The sequence below is a fragment of the Arthrobacter sp. ov118 genome (genome assembly GCF_900116495.1).
GTDB lineage: Bacteria > Actinomycetota > Actinomycetes > Actinomycetales > Micrococcaceae > Arthrobacter.
This window is the reverse complement of record NZ_FPAY01000014.1, coordinates 1-18,924: the sequence shown is the minus strand read 5'-3', so window position 1 is coordinate 18,924 and position 18,924 is coordinate 1. Positions and strand designations below refer to the sequence as shown.

Genomic DNA, 18,924 nt, shown 5'->3' with positions numbered 1-18,924 from the left:
CGCCGCCCATCAAATCCTACCAAGGGGGCCATGCCCGGGCGCGGATAAATCTGACATATTTGCGGGACACGCGGTCACGAAGTGGCCGGTTCGCGGATGCCGGTGACACCATTCTTGGATGCTTGAGGCAACCAAAAACCCGAATACCGTCCCGGACGCAGGCACTGGCGCCGATGCGCCGGCCAATCCAGCCCTCGCCGCCGAGGCGAAGATCGCCCGCGTCGCGGTCACCATCTTCCCGATCCTCGTAGTCGTGGCCGGGGTCGCCGGCTTCCTGCTTCCCGGCGCATTCAAACCGCTTGCGCCGAGTGTGCCCTTCCTGCTGGGCATCATCATGTTCTGCATGGGGCTGACCCTGACGCCGCCCGATTTCGCCTCGGTGGCCAAGCGGCCCTGGGCGGTGGCCCTGGGCATCGTGGCCCACTACGTCATCATGCCGGGGGCCGGCTGGCTGATCGCCGGCGCGCTGCACCTGGAGCCGGAGCTGGCCGTGGGCCTGATCCTGGTGGGCTGCGCGCCGTCAGGCACCGCCTCCAACGTCATGGCGTTCCTTGCCAAGGGCGACGTCGCCCTGTCCGTGGCCGTCGCCTCCGTGTCCACCCTGATTGCCCCGATCGTGACGCCGCTGCTGGTACTGTTCCTGGCCGGCTCGTACCTGAGCATCGACGCCGGCGGCATGGTCCAGGACATCGTCAAGACTGTCCTCCTGCCGGTCGTTGCCGGCCTGCTGGCCCGGCTCTTCCTCCGCAAGCTCGTGGCCAAGGTCCTGCCGGCACTGCCGTGGGCTTCCGCCGCCGTCATTTCGCTGATTGTTGCGATCGTGGTGGCCGGCAGCGCAAGCAAGATCGTTGCCGCCGGCGGAATCGTGTTCCTCGCGGTGGTGCTGCACAACGGCTTCGGCCTGGGCCTGGGCTACCTGGCCGGCAAGCTGGGACGCCTGGATGACAAGGCACGCAGGGCCCTCGCGTTTGAGGTCGGGATGCAGAATTCCGGCCTGGCCGCCACCCTCGCAACGGCGCACTTCAGCGCGCTGGCCGCGCTGCCCTCCGCCGTCTTCTCCCTCTGGCACAACATCTCCGGCGCCATTGTGGCCGCGTGGCTGGCCCGCCGGCCTCTGCGGGAGGGTTAAGGCCTACCGGAACCCCCGACGGCGCCGACCCGCCAAACCGCTCATCCCCGGCCGGATTCCGGAAGGAGTGATTCCGGAACAAGGTCCTTCGTGAAGGCCAAAGGTCCGATTGTTTCGGGATCTGCGGCGAGATCGAACTGCGCCGCATAGCCGGCATTCAGGTACAGGTGTTTCGCCTCCGGCTGCCGGGGGCCCGTGGTCAGGTAGACCTTGCGGTAGCCGCGGCGGGCTGCCAGCGCCTCGAGTTCGGCGAGGACGAACCGGGCAAGGCCCCGGCGGCGGTGTGCTGAATGCGTCCAGATGCGCTTGAACTCGGCGGTGTCCGGCCCGTACCGGCGGAAGGCGCCGCCGGCCACGGATTGGCCGTTCTCGCGGACAATGAGCAGGGCCCCGCCCGGGCCGGCGAACTCTTCCGCCGGGTACCGGTTCAGTTCTTCCGCGGCGGCTCCCTGGCCGAAGAGGGTGCCGTACCGGGAGTCGTATTCGTGGGCGAGTTCGTCCAGCAGCGGACGGACCCGGGGATCGCTCATGGGCAGGTTCAGGACCGTCAGCCCGGAGACGGCCAGCGGGGCTGCGGGGAGTGTTGGCGGAATCATGCCGGGTCCTTTCCGGCGGCGGCAGCCTGCGGGATGGCCTGCGCGTCGCTGTGGTGGTTGTGGTGGTGGTCGCTGTTCCCCGCCAGCAGAGACAGGATCCGCCGGGCCAGGGCGTCGTTTTCGCGGAACGGCGCAGCGTTGGTCCGGGGGCGGGCGAAGGCGCCCGCACCCCAGCCGGAGGTGCCGGGCCCGACGCCGAACAGCCGGGGACGCCGCTCCCCCACCGGACTGATGAGCTCGTTGGCGGCGGAGACCAGCAGCCGTCCCGTCGCATGGGTGCCGTCCGCGGTCAGGAGCTGTTGCTCGGTGCCGAGCCCGGAGGTGTAGAGCTGGCGCAGCAGCGGGTTCGCGGAGCGGGCCACTGACGGCGCCGGGAGCCGGGCCTCGATCAGGGCCGCCGCTGACACCGTAATGCCGGACCGGGCCGAGCTGGCCACGAACCGGCCCGAGTACTCCGCGGCGGTGATCTCGAGCCCCGGTCCAATGAACTGCAGCAGCCCCGCCCCGTGGATCGCCAGCATCTCCCGCAGTCTGCGCGGCGGCGGCCCGGAGTCGACGAAGCTGAAGAAGCCATGCCACCAGCCCTGGACGTCACGCTGGGATCTGGCGTTCAGCCGCTCGGAGGGCACCAAGCGGCCCAGTTCCATGTAGGACTTGAGCAGGGAAATGAACAGGGCCAGCGTCTCCGAATGATCGGGCCCGGTCCGGAGGGCAAGGTCCTGGCCGATGTAGTCGGCAACTGCTGCCTGGACGTCCGCGTGGCCGGCGAAAACCCGGCCCTGGAAGGGATGGTCCAGCCGTTCCAGGTCCAGATGGAGCGCCGCGTCCGGGACGGATTCGGCGACGAGCCGCTGGCGGGCCCGGCTGTACCAGTCCACGGCGGAGAATCGTTCGGCAAATTCCTGCCACCCGGTCCGGACCCGCTCCGGGTAGCCGGTGAACAGCTCGCGGTAGTACGCGTAGCCGGCGTCCTTTGCGATCAGGGGCCAAAGTTGCGCCCGGAAGTCCAGCTCGCCGGACGCGGCCAGCCGGGCGGCGACAGCCTCAGCCGTGAAGAACTCCGGTTCCCCCGCCGCCTCGCCGCGCAGGGTCGAGGTGATCTTGGAGTGGTAGGGCACGCCGCGGCGGGATCCGGCCCACAGCCGGGGCTCTTCGCCGGAGGGCACGTAGCGCAGGCCGCCGTCGGGCAATTCCTCGAACCGGCCGCCCCGGCCTTCCATCAGCAGCACCAGCAGGTCCACGAACGCCAGGCCCATGCCGGAGACAATCACGTCCTGGCCGGCCGCGAGCGGTGAATAGTCGACGTCGGTGGTGTAGCTGGGCGCGGCGTGGAACGCGCCGTGCCGGGCGGCGAAACCGGCCCATGCGGCAGAGTCCTCGTCGGGCAGCGAATCTGTGTGCCCCAAGGCGGCGACCACGACGTCGGCGCGCAGCACCTCCCCGCCGGCCAGCCGCACGCGGTAACCCGCTCCCGCTTCGACTTGTTCGGCTGGGCCCAGTCCCGTTTCGCCCTGTTCCTGGGCCCGTCCCGGTGCCTGTTCCGGTGCCTGTTCCGGTTCGACGGCGTACGCCGTGTCCTGGTGCACTGTGACGGTGATGTCAGGTCCGAGGGCGGCGACGGACCGGCGAAAGAACCATTCGAGGTAGACGCTCTGCAGCTGCCGGGTGGGGAACGTGGCACCAGTGAGGGCTCTCAGTTGGGACTGAAGTTCGTCCGGGAGGTCGGGGACGTCCGCGATGGAGCCGTCCATGACCCCGGCGGCCCACTCGGACAGGCTTGGGCCCTCGGCGGCCGGCCCCTCGCACTGGACCGAGGCGTCGGTGAACATCGTGACGTCCGCCGCGGCGGAATTGAGCATCAGCCCAGAATGCTGCTGGTAGCGCCAGATCCGGCCGGACCCCGGTGCGTGGGGCTCCACCACGTGCACGTGCACCGCGGAGGTGTTGAGCGCCTCCCGGTTGGCGGCAAGGCGTTCCAGCAACCCGGCCGTGCGCGGCCCGCCGCCGATGAGGACCAGGGTGGGGGAATGCACTGGCATGAGGTCTCCTGGGTCTGGTTCGGAGCCCTCATGCTAGGCATCCGAAACGGGGCCGGTCGAGGCGCCGGTCATGGCCGTTCACTGCGCGTAACCGCACGTCAAACGGGGAAAGAATTCGACTTGTGACGCCGTGCGAAGCCACGTGAACGCGTGCAACTTCCCGCCTTGCCGGGCGTTTTCAGCGGCCCCTAGATTGGCTGGAATCCAACCCCTATCGAAGCAACTGGAAGAAGCGAGGTGGCGCATGAGTTCAGCAGCAACCACGGTGGCCCAGTCCGTACCCGGGGCGGTGGCGTCCGCCGTCGCAGCCCAGGAAACCGGCACCGGTTCCACTCCCAACAGCCCCACCCCTCCCGGCGCCGTCCCGGGCGGCACCGGAGGCAGGGGACCCGCCACTGACTATGCCGACTACCGCATCATCCCCGCCCGCCACCCGTGGCGCTGGGTGGGTACGGCGGTGGTCGCGCTCGGCGTCGCCGGGATCGCCTGGTCCCTGGCCACGAATCCCCGCTGGGAATGGGGCGTCGTGGCGCAGTGGTTCACCGCGCAGTCGATCGTCAACGGCCTGCTGGAGACGCTCAAGCTGACCGCGATCTCCGGGGCGCTTGGTTTCATCCTGGGCTTCGTTCTGGCCCTGATGCGGCTCTCCGCGTCCCCGCTGCTCGTGTCCGTCTCCTGGACTTTCTCCTGGATCTTCCGCTCCACGCCGCTGCTCGTGCAGATGCTGCTCTGGTACAACCTGGGTTACCTGTACGAGAAGATCAGCCTGGGAATCCCCTTCACGGACATCCGCTTCTTCGAGGCGCAGACCACCACTCTGATCAGCCAGTTCGCCGCGGCGGTGCTGGGCCTGACGCTGAACCAGGCGGCCTATTCCGCGGAAATCATCCGCGGCGGCATCCTCTCCGTGGACCAGGGCCAGCTGGAGGCTGCGGCCGCGCTCGGCATCCCGGCCTGGCGGCGCTCCACCCGGATCGTCCTGCCGCAGGCCATGCGGGCCATCCTGCCCACAGCCTTCAACGAGGTGATCGGCCTGGTCAAGGGCACCTCGATCGTCTATGTCCTGGCCTACTCGGAGCTGTTCTACACCGTCCAGGTCATCTACAACCGCACCCAGCAGGTCCTGCCCCTGCTGCTCGTGGCCACCCTCTGGTACGTGGTGATCACCTCGGTCCTGAGCATCTTCCAGTACTACATCGAGCGGCACTATTCCAAGGGTGCGGTCCGCACGCTGCCGCTGACTCCGCTCCAGAAAGCCCGTAAGTTCTTCGCCACCCATGCGCCCGCTAGCCGGGACACTGCCCGGGAAAGGGGCATCCGATGAGCACCGCAACCGACGCCACCGCCGCCGGTACCGCAGAGCCGGCCACCGCTGCCTCCGCCGCCAACACCCTGAAGCCGATCCCTACCCGCGGCCTCGTTGAGATCACCAAGGTCCGCAAGGCCTTTGGCGCCACGGAAGTCCTCAAGGACATCACCCTGACCGTCGAGCCGGGCGGCGTCGCCGTGATCGTCGGCCCTTCCGGCTCCGGAAAGTCCACGCTCCTGCGCACCATCAACCACCTGGAAAAGGTCGACGGCGGGTTCATCGCGATCGACGGCACGCTGGTGGGCTACGAAGTGCGCGGAAACAAACTCCACGAACTGCGCGAAAAGGACATCCTGAAGCAGCGCACCGAGATCGGCATGGTGTTCCAGAACTTCAACCTGTTCCCGCACCTGACGGCGCTGGAGAACGTCACGGAGGCACCGGTCGTGGCACCGCGTTCAGGTAAGGCCCGCCGGTCCAAGGCTGAGGCCCGCGAACGCGGCCTCGAACTACTGGACCGGGTGGGCCTGAAGGACCGTGCCGGCGCCTACCCCCGCCAGCTTTCCGGCGGACAGCAGCAGCGCGTCGCCATCGCCCGGGCACTGGCGCTGGACCCCAAGATCCTGCTCTTCGACGAGCCCACCTCGGCCCTGGACCCGGAACTGGTCAACGAGGTCCTGGACGTCATCCGCGAGCTCGCCACGTCCGGCACCACCCTGATCATCGTCACGCACGAGATGGGCTTCGCCCGCGACGTCGCGGACACCGTGGTCTTCATGGACCAGGGCCGGATCGTCGAGCAAGGCCACCCACAGGACATTTTCACCAACCCGCGCGAAAAACGCACCCAGAGCTTCTTCTCCAAAGTGATCGAACCGGCTTTCAACATCTAAGGATTTCCATGCCCATCCGCTCCGCCCTCCGCACCGTCCGCAACGGCATTCCAGGCCGCAAAACCGCGGCGCTCCCCGCCGTCGTCCTCATCGGGACTCTTTCCAGCACTCTGGCGCTGAGCGCCTGCTCCGACCCCGGTGCGGCGGCGGCCGGCGCGCAGCCGGCCACGACGGCGGCGCGCAACGGCGTCGTCTACAACACCTCGCCGGACCAACAGCGCCTCCGTGCCAGCAAGGACGCGGCGCTGGCCGCGAAAGTCCCCGCGCTGATCGCCAAGGACGGCAAGCTCACCGTCGCCACCACGGCCGGGGCCATCCCATTGTCCTTCCACGCCACGGACGACAAGACTCCGATCGGCGTCGAGGTGGACCTCGCCCAGCTGGTCGCGGACAAGCTGGGACTGGATCTGGACACCCAGGTCACCTCCTGGGAGAACTGGCCGCTGAAGACCCAGTCCGGGGACTTCGAGGCCGTCTTCTCCAACGTGGGCATCAACGCCGCCCGCGTGAAGCTCTTCGACTTCTCCAGCTACCGCGCCGCGTACATGGGCTTCGAGGCCAAGAAGAGCTCCACTTACAACATCAAGGGCTCCGATGACATCTCCGGCCTGAAGATTTCCGTGGGCTCGGGCACCAACCAGGAGAAGATCCTCATCGCGTGGAACAAGGAACTGGAGGCCAAGGGCAAGGCGCCGGCGACGCTGCAGTACTACTCGTCCGACGCCGACACCGTCCTGGCCCTGTCCTCCGGCCGCACGGACTTGAACCTCGCACCCTACCCCTCCGTCACGTACCGCGAAAACACCCGCGACGACCTCAAAGTGGTGGGCAAGGTCAATGCCGGCTGGCCCTCCGAAACCCTTGTTGCGGCCACGACGCTCAAGGGCAACGGCCTGGCCCCGGTGATCACGGACGCCCTGAACTCCGCCATCAAGGACGGCTCGTACGCCAGGGTCCTGGAGCGCTGGGGACTCTCCGAGGAAGCCCTCCCCGAGTCCAAGACGGTCACCGAGGCCAATTTCGGGTCGGGCACATGAGGTTTCAGGTCCTCGACATCATCCCGCACCTGAAGAACCCTGTCACCGGGGAAATTGTCTCCACTGCGGACCGGCTGAACCAGGTGGTGGAGACCGCGCGCCGGGCCGAGGAACTCGGCTATGACAGCTTCTCGGTCGGCGAGCGCCACGCGGGCGAGTTCATCTCCTCCTCCCCCACCACCGTGCTCGCAGCGATCGCCGCGGTCACGTCCACGATCCGGCTGCAAAGCGGCGTGACCGTGCTCGCCGTGCTGGATCCGGTGCGCGTTGCGGAGGACTACGCCACGATCGACCAGCTCAGCCGCGGCCGGCTGGAACTGGTGATCGGCAAGGGCAACGAGGTGCTGCAGTACCCGCTGTTCGGCCTGGATCTGGCGGACCAGTGGGAGCTCCTGGCCGAGAAGTACGGCCTGCTCCGCCGGCTCTGGACCGAGGAGAACGTCACGTGGTCCGGCACGTTCCGGCCCGCGCTGACCGAACCGACCACCACCACGCCGCGGCCCTTCGCCGGAGCGCCCCGGGTCTGGCACGGCTCCGCCACGAGCCTGACTTCGGCGGCGCTGGCCGCACAGTGGGGTGATCCGCTGTTCACCGCCAACGCGATCCAGCCGCGCGCAAACTACAAGGTGCTGATCGACCACTACCGCGAGGAATACGCCCGCCACGGCCACGACCCGCGGCACCAGTACCTGGGCTCCGGCTCCGGCGCGGGCGGGGTGTTCATTGCGGACACCACGCAGGAGGCCAAGCGGCAGTTCGGCCCGGTCTACGAGGCCCTCACCACGGGCCGCAATGTGCCCGGCAACAACTCCCCGTACCGGGACATCGACCACGCAGTCACCGAAGGGCCCGCCCTCGTGGGCAGCCCCGAGCAGGTGATCGACAAGATCCTCAGCTACCACGAGCTCTACGGCCACGACCTGCAGTCCATCTCGCTGCCCACCACGCTGCCGTTCATCCAGCAGCTGGAGATCCTGGAGCGGTTCGCGCTCGAGGTCATTCCGGCGGTCCGCGCCGCCGCGTCCACCACCCTCTGGGCCCCCGGCGATCCGTACGCTGGCCGCCCGGCGGCTGGCTTTGCCGGCAAAACACCTGCAACCGAGCCCGACGCCGCGGCCCGCGTCGCCGCCAACCACACTATCCACAGGAGTTCCCATGTCCTCGCCCGCTGAAACATCCACATCCGTTGCCCCCGACGGGAACATTGCCGAACGGGCATTCGAGGACCGCGCCTTCGAAGCCGCATGGGCCGATTGGCATGCCGCCCACGAACGCCACCGCGCTGACCCCCATGGCTTCCTGGCCGTCACCCACCTGCATTGGCTGGACACCGTGCCGGCACGCCTCGACGGAGCGCCCGGCACTTGGAGCGCGGAGAACAACGTCGTCCGCCTGGTTTTGGGGCCGGGCGAACGGGTGCTCCGGGACGGGCAGGAACTGAACCCGGACGAAACCGGCGCCACCGTGGTCCTCGGCCCAATTGCCGAACGAGATGGCCTCACCCTTCGGGTGGAGGACGCCGGTGCCGGGCATACGGTGATCGAGGTCGCCAAGCGCGGGGGCCGCCATGTTGTGCGGCCGCGGCATCCGCTTAACCCGCTACTTACGGCGTACCGCGGTACGCCCGTCTATGCACCCTGCGGTGAATATTCCGTGCCGGGCATATTTGTACCATTCGCCGAGCCCCGGCCCATGACGGTGGGCGCGGCCGTCGAAGGCATCCAGCACGTCTACGAGGCCCCGGGCGAGCTCCGCTTCCGGCTGCATGGCCAGGACCTTGCCCTCACCGCCTTCAACGGCCACGTACCGGGCACACTCTCCGTGCTTTTCACGGACGCGACATCGGGCCGGACCACGTACGCAGCCAACCGCTCGCTCACCGTTGCCGCACCCGGCCCCGGCGGAAGGGTCACTCTCGATTTCAACCGGGCCGTGAACCTGCCCTGTGCCTACACCGACCTCGCGACGTGCCCGCTGCCGCCCGCCGAGAACCGCCTGCCGGTGGCCATCGAAGCCGGCGAACAGATCCCCTACGAACGTCAGGACGCCTCATGAGCACACCCCACACCCTGCCCGGATCCGGCCGCGGCCTGCTGATCATTGACCTCGACGGGGCCGGCAGCCACCCGGCTGCGCGGCGCGTTTCACCGGCGGCACCCGACGCCGCGCTGGATCCGGGCCATGTCCGCGGCGCTGTGCTCGCCGCCGAGTCGGCCGGGTTCCACGCGGCGACGTTTTCCGACCCGGGGCTGCCGGACACGGCCCCGGCCGAGCGGCCGGGCGCTTGGGCCGCGGCCCGGCTCAACGCCTTGCAGCGAGCCGCGTTCGCCGGTCCGGTGACCCGGTCGCTCGCCCTCATCCCGGAAGTGGACACGGTCTACACCGAGCCGTTCCACATCTCCACCCAGCTGGCCAGCCTGGACTACGTCTCCGGCGGACGGGCCGGCTGGCTCGTGGCCGCCTCGACCAGCGCGGCCGATGCCGCCGCCGTCGGACGGGAGACGGTCCGCGGGGCACGGCTCGCCGGCGAGGCCGCCGATTCGATCGAGGTCGGCCGCAGGCTCTGGGATTCCTGGGAAGACGACGCCGTGATCCGCGACGTCCCCACCGGGCGCTACCTCGACGTCGACAAGCTGCACTACGTCGACGTCGAGACTGACAACTATTTCGTCAAGGGTCCCTCAATCATCCCGCGCCCGCTGCAGGGACAGCTCCCTGTGCTGGCCCCGGCCGGGCTCCTTGCGCCGGAAGCCGTGGCGGCGGGAGCCGCGGATGCGCTCCTCGTCTCTGCCCCGACGCCCGGGCTGCTGGCCGCCGAGCTTGCGGAGACGCGCGCCGCCCTGTCCGCAGGGACCGCAGGGACCGCGTCCGGCGCAAGTGGACCGGCGCTGATCGCCGAGCTCGACATCGTGCTTGACGCCCGCGGCCAGGCCGCAACGGAGCGGCTGGCCGTTCTGGACGGCCACGCGGCCTGGCAGAGCCCGCGGGCACGGTTCGCCGGGACGGCGGCTGAGCTGACCGAACTGCTCACCGAAGTGCTGGCCGTGGCCGACGGCGTCCGCCTGCACCCCGCCGTACTGGACACGGATCTGGAGGAACTCTCGCGCCTGGTCCTGCCCGAGCTGCGGCGCCGGGGACTCCTGGCCCCAAACGCCCCGGATGCCACCCTCCGGGACCAGCTGGGGCTGGCCCGGCCTGCCAGCCGATACGCGGCCGCAGCCAGCGCCGCCGTCCCTTCCCCCAAGCCAGCCTCAACCACAGCCGCCGGCGCGGAGAACTAAGGAGTCCTTATGAGCCAGACCACTGAATTCACTCCGTCCGGGCAGCTCCAGCTCGGCGTCTTCTTCCAGGGTGTCAACTCCGGAACCGTCTGGAAGGCGCCCGCTTCCGGATCCCAGACGGACTTTGAATCGTTCCGGCGAATCGCCCAGACCGCCGAGCGCGGCCTGTTCGCCGCGTTCTTCCTCGGCGAAGGCCTGCGGCTGCGCGAGCATCTCGGCCGCCCGCACGCGCTCGACGTCGCCGGCCGGCCGGACGCACAGACAGCCCTCGCCGCCCTCGCCGCCGTGACCACCAGCATCGGCCTGGTCGCGACGCAGAACACCACCTACAACGACCCCGCGGACCTGGCGCACCGCCTCTCCTCGCTGGATCTGCTCTCCGGCGGCCGCGCCGCCTGGAACATTGTCACCACGGACAACGCGTGGACGGGCGCGAACTTCCGCCGCGGCGGCTACCTCGACCACGCCGACCGCTACACCCATGCCGAGGCCTTTGTGGAGACGGCCAAGCGGATCTGGGACGCCTGGAACGGGGACGGGACGGTCCGGCGGGTGCACCACAGCGGCAAGCACTACACCGTGGACGTTACGCCGCGGCTGCCGCGCACTGCCCAGTACCGGCCGGTGCTGTTCCAGGCCGGCGATTCGCCCGAGGGCCGGGACTTCGCCGCCCGGCAGGCGGACGTCATCTTCTCCGCCCACCCGCAGCTTGCCGATGCCCTGGACTTCCGCCGCGACATCGTGGAACGCACGCTCCGGGCCGGCCGGGGCGCCAACGACGTGAAGATCATGCCCGCCAGCGAATTCATCCTTGCCGCCACGCCGGAAGAGGCCCTCGAGAAGAAGGCCTGGGTCCGCAGCCTGCAGATCGGTCCGGAACAGGCCATCGCCTACCTCGAGCAGTTCTGGGGCCGGGAGCTGCAGGGCTACGATCCCGACGGCCCCCTGCCGGACATCGACCCCGTAGTGGAGGAGACCTCGGAAACCCGCGGCAGTGGCTTCCACGGCGCCAAGGCCCGCCAGCTCGCGGACCAGTGGCGGGCCGAGGCGGCGGAGAAGGGCCTGTCCATCCGCCAGTTCGTGTCGGCCAAGACCAGCCGGGGCGACTCCACGTTCACCGGTTCCTACACCGAGGTGGCGGACCGCCTCGCTGAGTACGCCCGGACGGGCGCCGTCGACGGCTTCAACATCTCGCCGTGGCTCATCCCCACCGGGCTGGATGACATCATCAACCACCTCGTCCCGGAACTGCAGGAACGCGGCGTGTACCCGACGCAGTACGCGGGCAGCACGTTGCGGGAGAACCTCGGCCTGGCTACCCCGGTGCGCTCTGCTGCCGGCGCCGACGCCCCCACCGTGACGGCGCAGGCCTAGGCGATGGCCGACGCCGGGCCCGCCACGGGGCAAGGCACAAAGCAGGACAGCGAGCACGGCACAGGTCACGGCACAGGTCACGGCACGGCCGACACCGTCCGGCTGCAGCTCACGGTCTGGGAGCAGCTCCACTAACCACAACCGCCACAGCAACGCGGGGTCACTCCGCGCCCAATAACTCCTCCTGGATGGGCGCGATCTGACCCCGCGTTGTGTTTCAGCGTTGGCGGTTAGACAGGGAAATCCCCGCCGGAACCTTATCCGGCGGGGATTTCCCTGTCCTGTGTTTCCGTTTGTGCGGCTTCTGCCTTCGGCGGGCTACTTCTTCGGCAGGCCCGCCGGGTTGAGCTCGGACCTGGTGACGGCCTCGGCGCCCAGGCCCCAGCGGTCCAGGATCTTGGCGTAGCTGCCGTCCTGGATCAGGTGGTTCACTCCCGCCTGGGCTGCGGCGGCAAGGCCGTTGCCCTTCTTGGTGGTGACCGCGATGCTGGCCTTCAGCGGCCAGCCGCCGTCCACCAGACCCACCAGCTTGGTCTTGGTATCGGTGGCCGCCTTGTAGGCCGCCGTGGCGTTCGGGCCGAAGGTGAGGTCCGCGCGGCCGGACTGGATGGCCAGCTGGGAGGCGGAGTCGTCGTCGAAATACTGGAACTCCACAGGCGCGAGCCCGTTCTTTTTGTTCTCTTCGTCCCAGCGCAGCAGGATCGCTTCCTGGTTCGTGCCGGAGCCGACGATCACGCGCTTGCCCGCGACGTCCAGTGCAGATTCGACCTTCGTGATGTTGCTGTCGGCCTTGGCGTAGAAGCCCAGCTTGTCCTCGCGGTAGCTGGCGAAGTCGAACTTAAGCTTGCGCTCCTCCGTGACCGTGACGTTGGAGAGCACGGCCTCGTACTTGCCGGAGTCGACGCCGAGCGGCCAGTCAGCCCACGCGGTCGGGACAATGTCCGCCTCGAGGCCCAGGGTCTGGGCGAGGGCGACGGCGAGGTCCACCTCGTTGCCGACCGGCGTCTTGTTGTCGGTGGCGTACACGGCCAACGGGGCGGCGAACGGGCTCACCGCCACGGTCAGCTTTCCGTCCTTTTTGACGGCGTCCGGGACCAGTGCGGCCGCCGCTGCGTCTTCTGCGGCCGGAATCCGGTCCTGCTGGGGCGAGAGGTTGAACTGCTTGACCCCCGACGACGGCGCCGCCGTGGTGCCGCTGGCGGCGGCGGCACCGGGGTCGGAGCACGCCGCCAGACCCAGGAGTGTGGTGGCGGCCAACGCCACGGTGACGCCGGATTTGAATGAAAGACTGGACATGTTTACCCCTCGAAGATGCTCGGATGTGATGCTGTGCCAGCAACTATCCGGGCCACGCGAAGGGCGGTCAAAGTGCCGTGAAACTCAGGGAGACAAGGGGTAACCGCGCTTAATGCGGACAGTGCGCACGTGACCTGCGGAGGCCAAGTGTTACCGCAGGTTGCACCGCATGACGCGGCGGGACGAAATTGTTCACGCCAGCCCGCCACTGGCCTAGCCTGCATAGAAAGGCAGCACGACACAGGAGGGGTGGACTTGTCAGTGACCACGCAAGAGACTACGCGCCGGACAACGCACCGGATCAGCATCGACGCCCCGGCGGAGCTGATCTTCAGCATGCTGCGGGATTCCTCGCACTGGCCCTACCTCGACGGCCTGACCGTCTATGCCGAGCGTGTCACTGGCGACGATTCGGGCCATGAGCTGCGGACCTCGGTGGTTTCCAACGGTTCGCTGAGCTCCAGCCACTGCTGGCGTGTCTTCGATGCGCCCGGGCTCCGTGCCGAATTCCAGCAGCTGGACCTCGAACCCCCGCTCCGGCTGCTCGGCGGAGCCTGGGAGATCCGCTCGGCGGACGGGCTCAGCGAGGTCACGCTGAACCACTATTTCGAGCTCGACGACGACTACCTCGCCGAACGGATCACCGCGATCATCGGGGACTACGGTCCCCGGGAACTGGAGGCGCTCCGGGCCAGCTGCGAACGGTTCGCCATGCTGCTGCAGCACCACACCGCGCAGGGGCAGTCGGCGCCCGAGCCCGTAGCAGCCCGCTCCACAGCGGTCCGGGCCCCCGTTGTCCAGCCGGCAGTAAAGGAGGCCTGAATGTCGGAGGCCAGATTTACCACAGAGCGTGACGGCTTCGGCCGGCTCCTCGCCGACCGTGAAGTCTGGCGGCAGGCCACCACCATTGCGGCGGCGGGCGAGCTCACAGCCCGCTGGCTGGAGGGCAGAAGCCAGTACCAGCCGGGCACCTTCGCGCCCGGGTTCGACGACGAGACGACCGCCATCGCCGGGCAGCTGGCCCGGCTCAACCGCAACGGGCTCTTCACCAAGGAATCCCAGCCGGGCGTGCAGGTCGACGGTCTCGCGCAACGGGCTTACGTGACGGCCTTTTGCAGCCCGGAGACGGCGTCGGCGCTCCTGGAGCTGTCCACCCGTTCCGGCCTTGTGACCGTCGCCCATGCCCCCGGCGAGGCGAGTAGTGCTTCCATCCCGGTAACCGTGCAGGATGACGCCGTCGTCACCGTGCTGGGCAGCAGCGAAGGACCGGTGAATGAAGACCAGCTGAAGGACTGGGCGGCCGAGTCCAACGAGACCCTGGCCCTCGTCCTGGCGGACGCCTGGTACGTGGAAATCTTCGACCCGGTCTGGGCCAGGAACACGGTCCTGTTGCCGGCCGTGCTGGAGGCGCTGGAGTCCGAATAGCCGGACGGGATGGTCCCGCGGGCAGGGCCGCCGCAGGTTTACATGTCGCTGGCGTCCCAGCCGATACTGGCGGCCTCGTCCAGCGTCCGCGCCTCGAAATGCTCCAGCAGGTCCTTCATGGCCTCGACGCTTTGGGTGAACACGTCCGATGCCCGCCACTGCTCGACCTGTTCCAGGGATTCCCATGGTCCGGTGCTGATGAACCGGTTCTTGACGTCCCGGTCGTGCATCAACACGGCTTTGCCGTTGGGGAAGTCTTCCTTGGTTTTCCTGGCCAAGTCGCGCCAGGCCTGCACGAAATCATTCTCGCGCCCGGGATGCACCAGCCAGATTCCAAGCGTATAAACCGACACGTCGGCCACCTCCATGCTCTGTACGGGGTTGATACGGCCGATTATCTTCTTGTCCGTCTGGTCGGGGTAGGGCCGGATTGCCCGGGCCGGGCCGAGACGCGGGGGCCCGTCAAGAAACCGTTGTAACGGTGGAGCGGAAGGCCTAGCATGTGGGCGGAGCCCCATGCTGGGTGCCGGCCCCGGACCTTTCCATCAGTACGTATCGGCCACGCCCGGCGGACCTGCGCCCCGGGCGTCACAGGATAGGAAAAGCCATGACCAAGTATCTGTTCGAAGCGAACTATGTTGGCGACGGAATCAAGGGCCTCATGCGCGAGGGCGGCACCAAACGCCGCGATGCGGTTGTTGAGGCCCTTAAGTCGGTGGGCGGATCGCTCGATAGCTTCTACTACGCCTTCGGGGACACCGACGTCCTGGGCGTCTTCGACATCCCCGACCAGGCCAATGCCGCCGCCCTGTCGCTCATGATCAATTCCACCGGGACCGTGAACCTGCACTTGAAGCCGCTCCTGACGCCGGAGGACATCGACGAGGCAGCCAAGAAAACGCCGTCCTACCGGCCCCCGGGGCAGTAGGGCACAGCCCCCCACAGGGCACAGCACCCACAGGGCACATCCTCGCGGCCAGCTTCACCTGCCCGCCTCTTGAGGGAGCCGGTTGACCGGCTCCGGGTTACCGGAGCCGGGTGAACCAGGACCTCAGCGCTGGCCGTCCATGATCTCGTCGGCATTCTCCACAACCCAGCCGAAGAGCGGGAGCAGGTGTGCCGTCAGTTCCCGTCCGCGCGGCGTCAGGCTGTAGTCCACGCGTGGCGGAATACTGGGTTGCGCCTCGCGGTGAACCAGCCCGTCACGTTCCAGGACCTTGAGCGTCTGGGCCAGCATCTTTTCACTGATGCCATCGGCCCGGCGCCGAAGATCGCTCCAGCGCTGCTCGCCGTCGTCCAGGGCAACCAGGATCAGGACTCCCCACTTGCTGGTGACGTGGTCCAGCACCACCCTGCTGGGGCAGCCGGCAGGAAAAACGGCGCCGGTCACGGCGGCGGAGCCGCGGGGCAGTCCGGCACTAACCTTCATATCAGTACCTTACTTCAAAGTGCGTACTCTCCACAGGGAAGTTCTGCACAGGTGGCCTTGTTGTCCCTTGCGGAAGAGCAAGAAAACCTGAAAGGACTTCCCATGAGCATCGTCATCACCGGAGCCACCGGCCAGCTGGGCCGCCACGTCATCGCCGCCCTCCTGCAGCGCGGCGTACCCGCCCACCAAATTGTCGCCGTCGGACGCTCCACCGAGAAGCTGGCTGACTTCGCCAGCCGCGGGGTCCAGGTCAAAGCCATGGACTACGACGACGCCGCGACGGTCGCCGAGGCGCTTAGGGGCGCGGACAGGGTCCTGCTGATTTCCTCCAGCGCGGTCGGCCAGCGTGTGGAGCAGCACCGGACCGTGATCGAGGCCGCCAGTGCCGAGGGCGTGGACCTGATCGCGTACACCAGCATCGCGAACGCGGACACCACCGGCATGAAGCTGGCCGCCGAGCACCAGGCCACCGAGGCCCTCCTCGAGGAGTCCGGCGTCCCGTTCGCACTCCTGCGCAACGGCTGGTACCTGGAGAACTACACCGAGCAGCTGCCTGCCACTCTCGCCCAGGGTGCCCTGGCCGGCAGCGCAGGCGACGGCAAGATCAGCGCGGCCACCCGCGCGGACTATGCAGAGGCCGCCGCCGCCGTGCTCGTGGCCGACGGCCAGGCCGGCAAGGTCTACGAACTCGGCGGCGACGAGGCATTCACCATGACCGAGCTGGCCGGGGGGATCAGCGCCGCGGCCAACCGGCCCATCAGCTACCAGGACCTGCCCGCGGCCGAGTACGCCGCAATGCTGGCAGGCTTCGGTGTGCCCCAGGACTTCGCGGACATCCTGGCGGACTCGGACCTCGGGATTGCCCGCGGCGATCTGCACGTCACCACCGCGCACCTCAGCGGGCTCCTTGGCCGGCCCACCACGCCGATGACCGACGCCATCCGCGCCGCAGTGTCGGCTCTTTAGTCCGGGGCAGCGCCGGCCTTCCGGGAAACCGCCGGACCGCCCGGGTCTGTCACCGGCTGGGCTGCGCGGAGAGCCCGTCTCTGCGCTGCCCGGCTTCGGCGTATGGACAATCGAACCCGGAGGGAGCGCACAAAGCCCGGGCAGGCCGCCGTCGTCATGCCAGGGCGGAAAGCCCGTCGGCGCGCCCACCTTGCTGGCTGCCGGCGGCAGTGAATTGGTCCAGCCAGGCCAGGGCGGCGTCCCTGGAAGTGAAGAACTCGTGCGGATAGCGGGTGTGCCGCTTCATGGCTGCAGCGATAACACGATCCACAGTGCTGGATCCCAGCACGGCGATCGCCAAGACCCCTTTTGTCTGAGCGAACTCATACCTGGCGGCCGCGCTGATCTCCACGTCGGTCATCTCGGAGAGCATCGGCATCGGGGTTCCCCCGCTGATCTCTTCCACGGCGCACATGGCGTCCTTGGCGTCGTCGACGTCAACAAAGGAGCCGGGAACCCAGAAGGATTTGATGATGCCCGCGCTGATGCTCAGCACGTTCTTCCCATCAGCAGCTGCTATCTGTCCTGGCATCATCGTGACCATTCTAGGGCCGGCCCTGCCAACCCAGGGCTTTGTGGTTCGTTGCGCGTGGCGGAGCCCAAAAGCCCCCGGAAGCGAGGCCATACTGCCCGGCACCAGTGGACATGTCCCGCACCCCTTGCCCTGAGTGGACATGTCCCCGGTTCGGAAAGGACACTTGCCGCGCCGGGAGGGAACATGTGCCCCGGCGCGTCGCAGGGATGGACATAGTGGGCATATGTGCATCCCTGGGCGCACGCGGAGGACATGTCCCGCACGTGAACTCCAGATCCTCCACGGGACATGCCCTCCACTGCCGCCCGGCCCGGAGCATGTCCTGCGCACCCCGCCCCGAGTGGACATGTCCCCCGCCGGGAGGGAACATGTGCCCCGGCGCGGCTGAGGGATGGACATAGTGGGCATATGTCCATCCCTGGGCGCACGCGGAGGACGTGTCCCGCGGGCCGGGTGCCGCCTGGCGGAGCCGCAGGACATTTCCACAGCTGATTCACAGGAACAGCTCCTATTGGAGTGACAGCCGAAGGGCCGACAATAGTTCGACCTGATAGGAGTATTTGCCGGGCGACGGTGGCCGCGACTTACTGGAGCATCAGTGGCGAGCGTCTTGACCTTTCGGCCTGAAGCAAGCGAACTGGGACCGAATACTGATGGGGGCTCTTCGGCATGATCACCCTGCGCAAGCTCGTCCTTCCCCCGTTCGTCGCCGTCCTGCTGCTCTCGACCTCGGCCTGCACCTCAGAGACGAGCGCGGCTGGTTCCCCGCCCACCAGCGCGAGGAGCAACTCCGACCCGTCCGCCAGCCCCAGCGCTGCCGTGCCTCCCCGCGCTAACTCCGCCAGTCCCAGCACCGCCCCTTCCCGTGCGGCTGCCCAGCAGCTCAATCCTGCGAGTCCTGTGGATGCGCGGTCGGTGCTGGAGGCGTTCAGGTCCCGGGATGTGGCGGCCCACATGGAGGCGCTGCAGCGGGTGGCCGATGCCAATGACGGGAACCGGGCTTCGGGCACGTCCGGGTATGAGGAGTCGGCCCGCTACGTCGAGGAGCAGCTGCGTGCGGCCGGGTACTCGCCGGTCCGGCAGACCTTCAGCTTTGAACGGGAGGGCCGGCGCCGGCAGCAGGTGGAGTCGTTCAACATCCTGGCCGACACCGGGGGCAGCGCCGGGCACACGGTGGTGGTGGGCGCGCACCTGGATTCGGTACGTGAGGGGCCGGGGATCAATGACAATGCCAGCGGCGTCGCGGCGGTCCTGGAGACCGCCCGGTGGATGAAGGAGGCCGGGATCGCGCCGGCCAACCGGGTCCGGTTTGCGTTCTGGGGTGGGGAAGAGGACGGGCTCTACGGGTCCCAGCATTACGTCGACGAACTCAGCGCGGCCGAGAAGGGCCAGACCGCGGCGAATCTGAATGTGGACATGGCGGCCTCGCCCAACGGGGTGCGGTCTGTCCACGACGGGGACGGCACGGACTTCGGCCACGCCGGGCCGGACGGGTCGAAGGCGGTCGAGGACATCCTCTTCCGCTTCTTCGAGGAGAACTCGCTTCCCGCCGAGACCACGCCCTTTGACGGCGGGT

The 18,924-nt window shown here is 68.3% G+C and carries 20 protein-coding genes; 14 read left to right on the top strand and 6 right to left on the bottom strand.

The window, feature by feature from the left end; translation table 11 throughout:
• The first annotated feature begins 118 nt into the window (after positions 1-118).
• A complete protein-coding gene (locus tag BM372_RS19305) occupies positions 119-1,129 on the top strand; it encodes a bile acid:sodium symporter family protein (protein ID WP_090957067.1) in 1,011 nt (336 codons plus the stop codon).
• 41 nt (positions 1,130-1,170) lie between these two features.
• Here the strand turns inward: BM372_RS19305 and BM372_RS19300 are convergent, their stop codons facing one another.
• Together BM372_RS19300 and BM372_RS19295 are read right to left on the bottom strand one after the other, a co-directional pair.
• The gene (locus tag BM372_RS19300) at positions 1,171-1,725 is read right to left on the bottom strand and encodes a GNAT family N-acetyltransferase (RefSeq protein WP_090957066.1); all 555 of its coding nucleotides are present in this window, start codon (positions 1,723-1,725) and stop codon (positions 1,171-1,173) included.
• A complete protein-coding gene (locus BM372_RS19295; RefSeq protein ID WP_090957065.1) occupies positions 1,722-3,764 on the bottom strand; it encodes an FAD/NAD(P)-binding protein in 2,043 nt (680 codons plus the stop codon). Before BM372_RS19295 ends, BM372_RS19300 begins: the two co-directional genes overlap by 4 nt.
• Positions 3,765-4,008: 244 nt before the next feature.
• On the opposite strand from BM372_RS19295, the gene BM372_RS19290 reads away from it, so the two are divergent.
• Genes BM372_RS19290 through BM372_RS21155 form a run of 8 tightly spaced genes read left to right on the top strand, consistent with a single transcriptional unit; the run spans position 4,009 to position 11,793 of the window.
• Complete coding sequence (locus BM372_RS19290; RefSeq protein WP_090957064.1) at positions 4,009-5,088, top strand: amino acid ABC transporter permease; 1,080 nt, start codon at positions 4,009-4,011, stop codon at positions 5,086-5,088.
• Positions 5,085-5,966, top strand: a complete 882-nt coding sequence (locus BM372_RS19285) for an amino acid ABC transporter ATP-binding protein (protein WP_256214448.1) — start codon at positions 5,085-5,087, stop codon at positions 5,964-5,966. The genes BM372_RS19290 and BM372_RS19285 overlap by 4 nt, the downstream gene beginning before the upstream one ends.
• Positions 5,967-5,974: 8 nt before the next feature.
• Positions 5,975-7,003: an ABC transporter substrate-binding protein gene (locus BM372_RS19280; protein ID WP_090957063.1), complete on the top strand. Its 1,029-nt coding sequence runs from the start codon at positions 5,975-5,977 to the stop codon at positions 7,001-7,003.
• Positions 7,000-8,175 (top strand): LLM class flavin-dependent oxidoreductase, encoded by a 1,176-nt coding sequence (locus BM372_RS19275; protein ID WP_090957062.1) that lies wholly within the window; start codon positions 7,000-7,002, stop codon positions 8,173-8,175. The genes BM372_RS19280 and BM372_RS19275 overlap by 4 nt, the downstream gene beginning before the upstream one ends.
• Positions 8,159-9,058, top strand: a complete 900-nt coding sequence (locus BM372_RS19270) for a DUF1684 domain-containing protein (protein WP_090957061.1) — start codon at positions 8,159-8,161, stop codon at positions 9,056-9,058. The genes BM372_RS19275 and BM372_RS19270 overlap by 17 nt, the downstream gene beginning before the upstream one ends.
• The gene (locus tag BM372_RS19265; protein ID WP_090957060.1) at positions 9,055-10,284 is read left to right on the top strand and encodes an LLM class flavin-dependent oxidoreductase; all 1,230 of its coding nucleotides are present in this window, start codon (positions 9,055-9,057) and stop codon (positions 10,282-10,284) included. Before BM372_RS19270 ends, BM372_RS19265 begins: the two co-directional genes overlap by 4 nt.
• Before the next feature lie 9 nt (positions 10,285-10,293).
• The gene (locus tag BM372_RS19260) at positions 10,294-11,658 is read left to right on the top strand and encodes an NtaA/DmoA family FMN-dependent monooxygenase (protein ID WP_090957059.1); all 1,365 of its coding nucleotides are present in this window, start codon (positions 10,294-10,296) and stop codon (positions 11,656-11,658) included.
• Positions 11,659-11,661: 3 nt separating this feature from the next.
• Positions 11,662-11,793, top strand: a complete 132-nt coding sequence (locus tag BM372_RS21155) for a hypothetical protein (RefSeq protein ID WP_256214447.1) — start codon at positions 11,662-11,664, stop codon at positions 11,791-11,793.
• Positions 11,794-11,976: 183 nt separating this feature from the next.
• On the opposite strand, the gene BM372_RS19255 is transcribed toward BM372_RS21155, so the two are convergent.
• Positions 11,977-12,954, bottom strand: a complete 978-nt coding sequence (locus tag BM372_RS19255; RefSeq protein WP_090957058.1) for an ABC transporter substrate-binding protein — start codon at positions 12,952-12,954, stop codon at positions 11,977-11,979.
• Between the two features lie 261 nt (positions 12,955-13,215).
• On the opposite strand from BM372_RS19255, the gene BM372_RS19250 reads away from it, so the two are divergent.
• Complete coding sequence (locus BM372_RS19250) at positions 13,216-13,776, top strand: SRPBCC family protein (RefSeq protein ID WP_177236081.1); 561 nt, start codon at positions 13,216-13,218, stop codon at positions 13,774-13,776.
• Complete coding sequence (locus tag BM372_RS19245; protein ID WP_090957057.1) at positions 13,777-14,379, top strand: DUF6919 domain-containing protein; 603 nt, start codon at positions 13,777-13,779, stop codon at positions 14,377-14,379.
• A gap of 38 nt (positions 14,380-14,417) precedes the next feature.
• Here BM372_RS19245 and BM372_RS19240 read toward each other — a convergent pair whose 3' ends face one another.
• Positions 14,418-14,747, bottom strand: coding sequence for an antibiotic biosynthesis monooxygenase family protein (locus tag BM372_RS19240; RefSeq protein ID WP_090957056.1), 330 nt, complete (start codon positions 14,745-14,747; stop codon positions 14,418-14,420).
• Between the two features lie 239 nt (positions 14,748-14,986).
• Between BM372_RS19240 and BM372_RS19235 the strand changes: the two genes are divergently transcribed.
• Positions 14,987-15,307 carry a GYD domain-containing protein gene (locus BM372_RS19235; protein WP_090957055.1) on the top strand — a complete coding sequence of 107 codons (321 nt, stop codon included), beginning with the start codon at positions 14,987-14,989 and terminating at the stop codon, positions 15,305-15,307.
• 123 nt (positions 15,308-15,430) lie between these two features.
• Here the strand turns inward: BM372_RS19235 and BM372_RS19230 are convergent, their stop codons facing one another.
• Positions 15,431-15,808 (bottom strand): winged helix-turn-helix transcriptional regulator, encoded by a 378-nt coding sequence (locus BM372_RS19230; RefSeq protein ID WP_090957054.1) that lies wholly within the window; start codon positions 15,806-15,808, stop codon positions 15,431-15,433.
• 102 nt (positions 15,809-15,910) lie between these two features.
• Here BM372_RS19230 and BM372_RS19225 point away from each other — a divergent pair, with 102 nt between their 5' ends.
• Positions 15,911-16,774 (top strand): SDR family oxidoreductase, encoded by an 864-nt coding sequence (locus BM372_RS19225; RefSeq protein ID WP_090957053.1) that lies wholly within the window; start codon positions 15,911-15,913, stop codon positions 16,772-16,774.
• A gap of 154 nt (positions 16,775-16,928) precedes the next feature.
• Here the strand turns inward: BM372_RS19225 and BM372_RS19220 are convergent, their stop codons facing one another.
• Positions 16,929-17,348 carry a DUF7793 family protein gene (locus BM372_RS19220; RefSeq protein ID WP_090957052.1) on the bottom strand — a complete coding sequence of 140 codons (420 nt, stop codon included), beginning with the start codon at positions 17,346-17,348 and terminating at the stop codon, positions 16,929-16,931.
• Between the two features lie 669 nt (positions 17,349-18,017).
• Between BM372_RS19220 and BM372_RS19210 the strand changes: the two genes are divergently transcribed.
• A partial coding sequence (locus BM372_RS19210; RefSeq protein WP_256214446.1) for a M20/M25/M40 family metallo-hydrolase occupies positions 18,018-18,924 on the top strand: 907 nt, incomplete at its 3' end.

Coding starts and splice junctions, on each gene's coding strand:
- BM372_RS19295 (WP_090957065.1), bottom strand. CDS start 3,764: ATGCCAGTGCATTCCCCCACCCTGGTCCTCATCGGCGGCGGGCCGCGC.
- BM372_RS19270 (WP_090957061.1), top strand. CDS start 8,159: ATGTCCTCGCCCGCTGAAACATCCACATCCGTTGCCCCCGACGGGAAC.
- BM372_RS19300 (WP_090957066.1), bottom strand. CDS start 1,725: ATGATTCCGCCAACACTCCCCGCAGCCCCGCTGGCCGTCTCCGGGCTG.
- BM372_RS19260 (WP_090957059.1), top strand. CDS start 10,294: ATGAGCCAGACCACTGAATTCACTCCGTCCGGGCAGCTCCAGCTCGGC.
- BM372_RS19285 (WP_256214448.1), top strand. CDS start 5,085: ATGAGCACCGCAACCGACGCCACCGCCGCCGGTACCGCAGAGCCGGCC.
- BM372_RS19280 (WP_090957063.1), top strand. CDS start 5,975: ATGCCCATCCGCTCCGCCCTCCGCACCGTCCGCAACGGCATTCCAGGC.
- BM372_RS19265 (WP_090957060.1), top strand. CDS start 9,055: ATGAGCACACCCCACACCCTGCCCGGATCCGGCCGCGGCCTGCTGATC.
- BM372_RS19305 (WP_090957067.1), top strand. CDS start 119: ATGCTTGAGGCAACCAAAAACCCGAATACCGTCCCGGACGCAGGCACT.
- BM372_RS19255 (WP_090957058.1), bottom strand. CDS start 12,954: ATGTCCAGTCTTTCATTCAAATCCGGCGTCACCGTGGCGTTGGCCGCC.
- BM372_RS19240 (WP_090957056.1), bottom strand. CDS start 14,747: ATGGAGGTGGCCGACGTGTCGGTTTATACGCTTGGAATCTGGCTGGTG.
- BM372_RS19290 (WP_090957064.1), top strand. CDS start 4,009: ATGAGTTCAGCAGCAACCACGGTGGCCCAGTCCGTACCCGGGGCGGTG.
- BM372_RS19225 (WP_090957053.1), top strand. CDS start 15,911: ATGAGCATCGTCATCACCGGAGCCACCGGCCAGCTGGGCCGCCACGTC.
- BM372_RS19235 (WP_090957055.1), top strand. CDS start 14,987: ATGACCAAGTATCTGTTCGAAGCGAACTATGTTGGCGACGGAATCAAG.
- BM372_RS19275 (WP_090957062.1), top strand. CDS start 7,000: ATGAGGTTTCAGGTCCTCGACATCATCCCGCACCTGAAGAACCCTGTC.
- BM372_RS19230 (WP_090957054.1), bottom strand. CDS start 15,808: ATGAAGGTTAGTGCCGGACTGCCCCGCGGCTCCGCCGCCGTGACCGGC.
- BM372_RS21155 (WP_256214447.1), top strand. CDS start 11,662: ATGGCCGACGCCGGGCCCGCCACGGGGCAAGGCACAAAGCAGGACAGC.
- BM372_RS19245 (WP_090957057.1), top strand. CDS start 13,777: ATGTCGGAGGCCAGATTTACCACAGAGCGTGACGGCTTCGGCCGGCTC.
- BM372_RS19220 (WP_090957052.1), bottom strand. CDS start 17,348: ATGATGCCAGGACAGATAGCAGCTGCTGATGGGAAGAACGTGCTGAGC.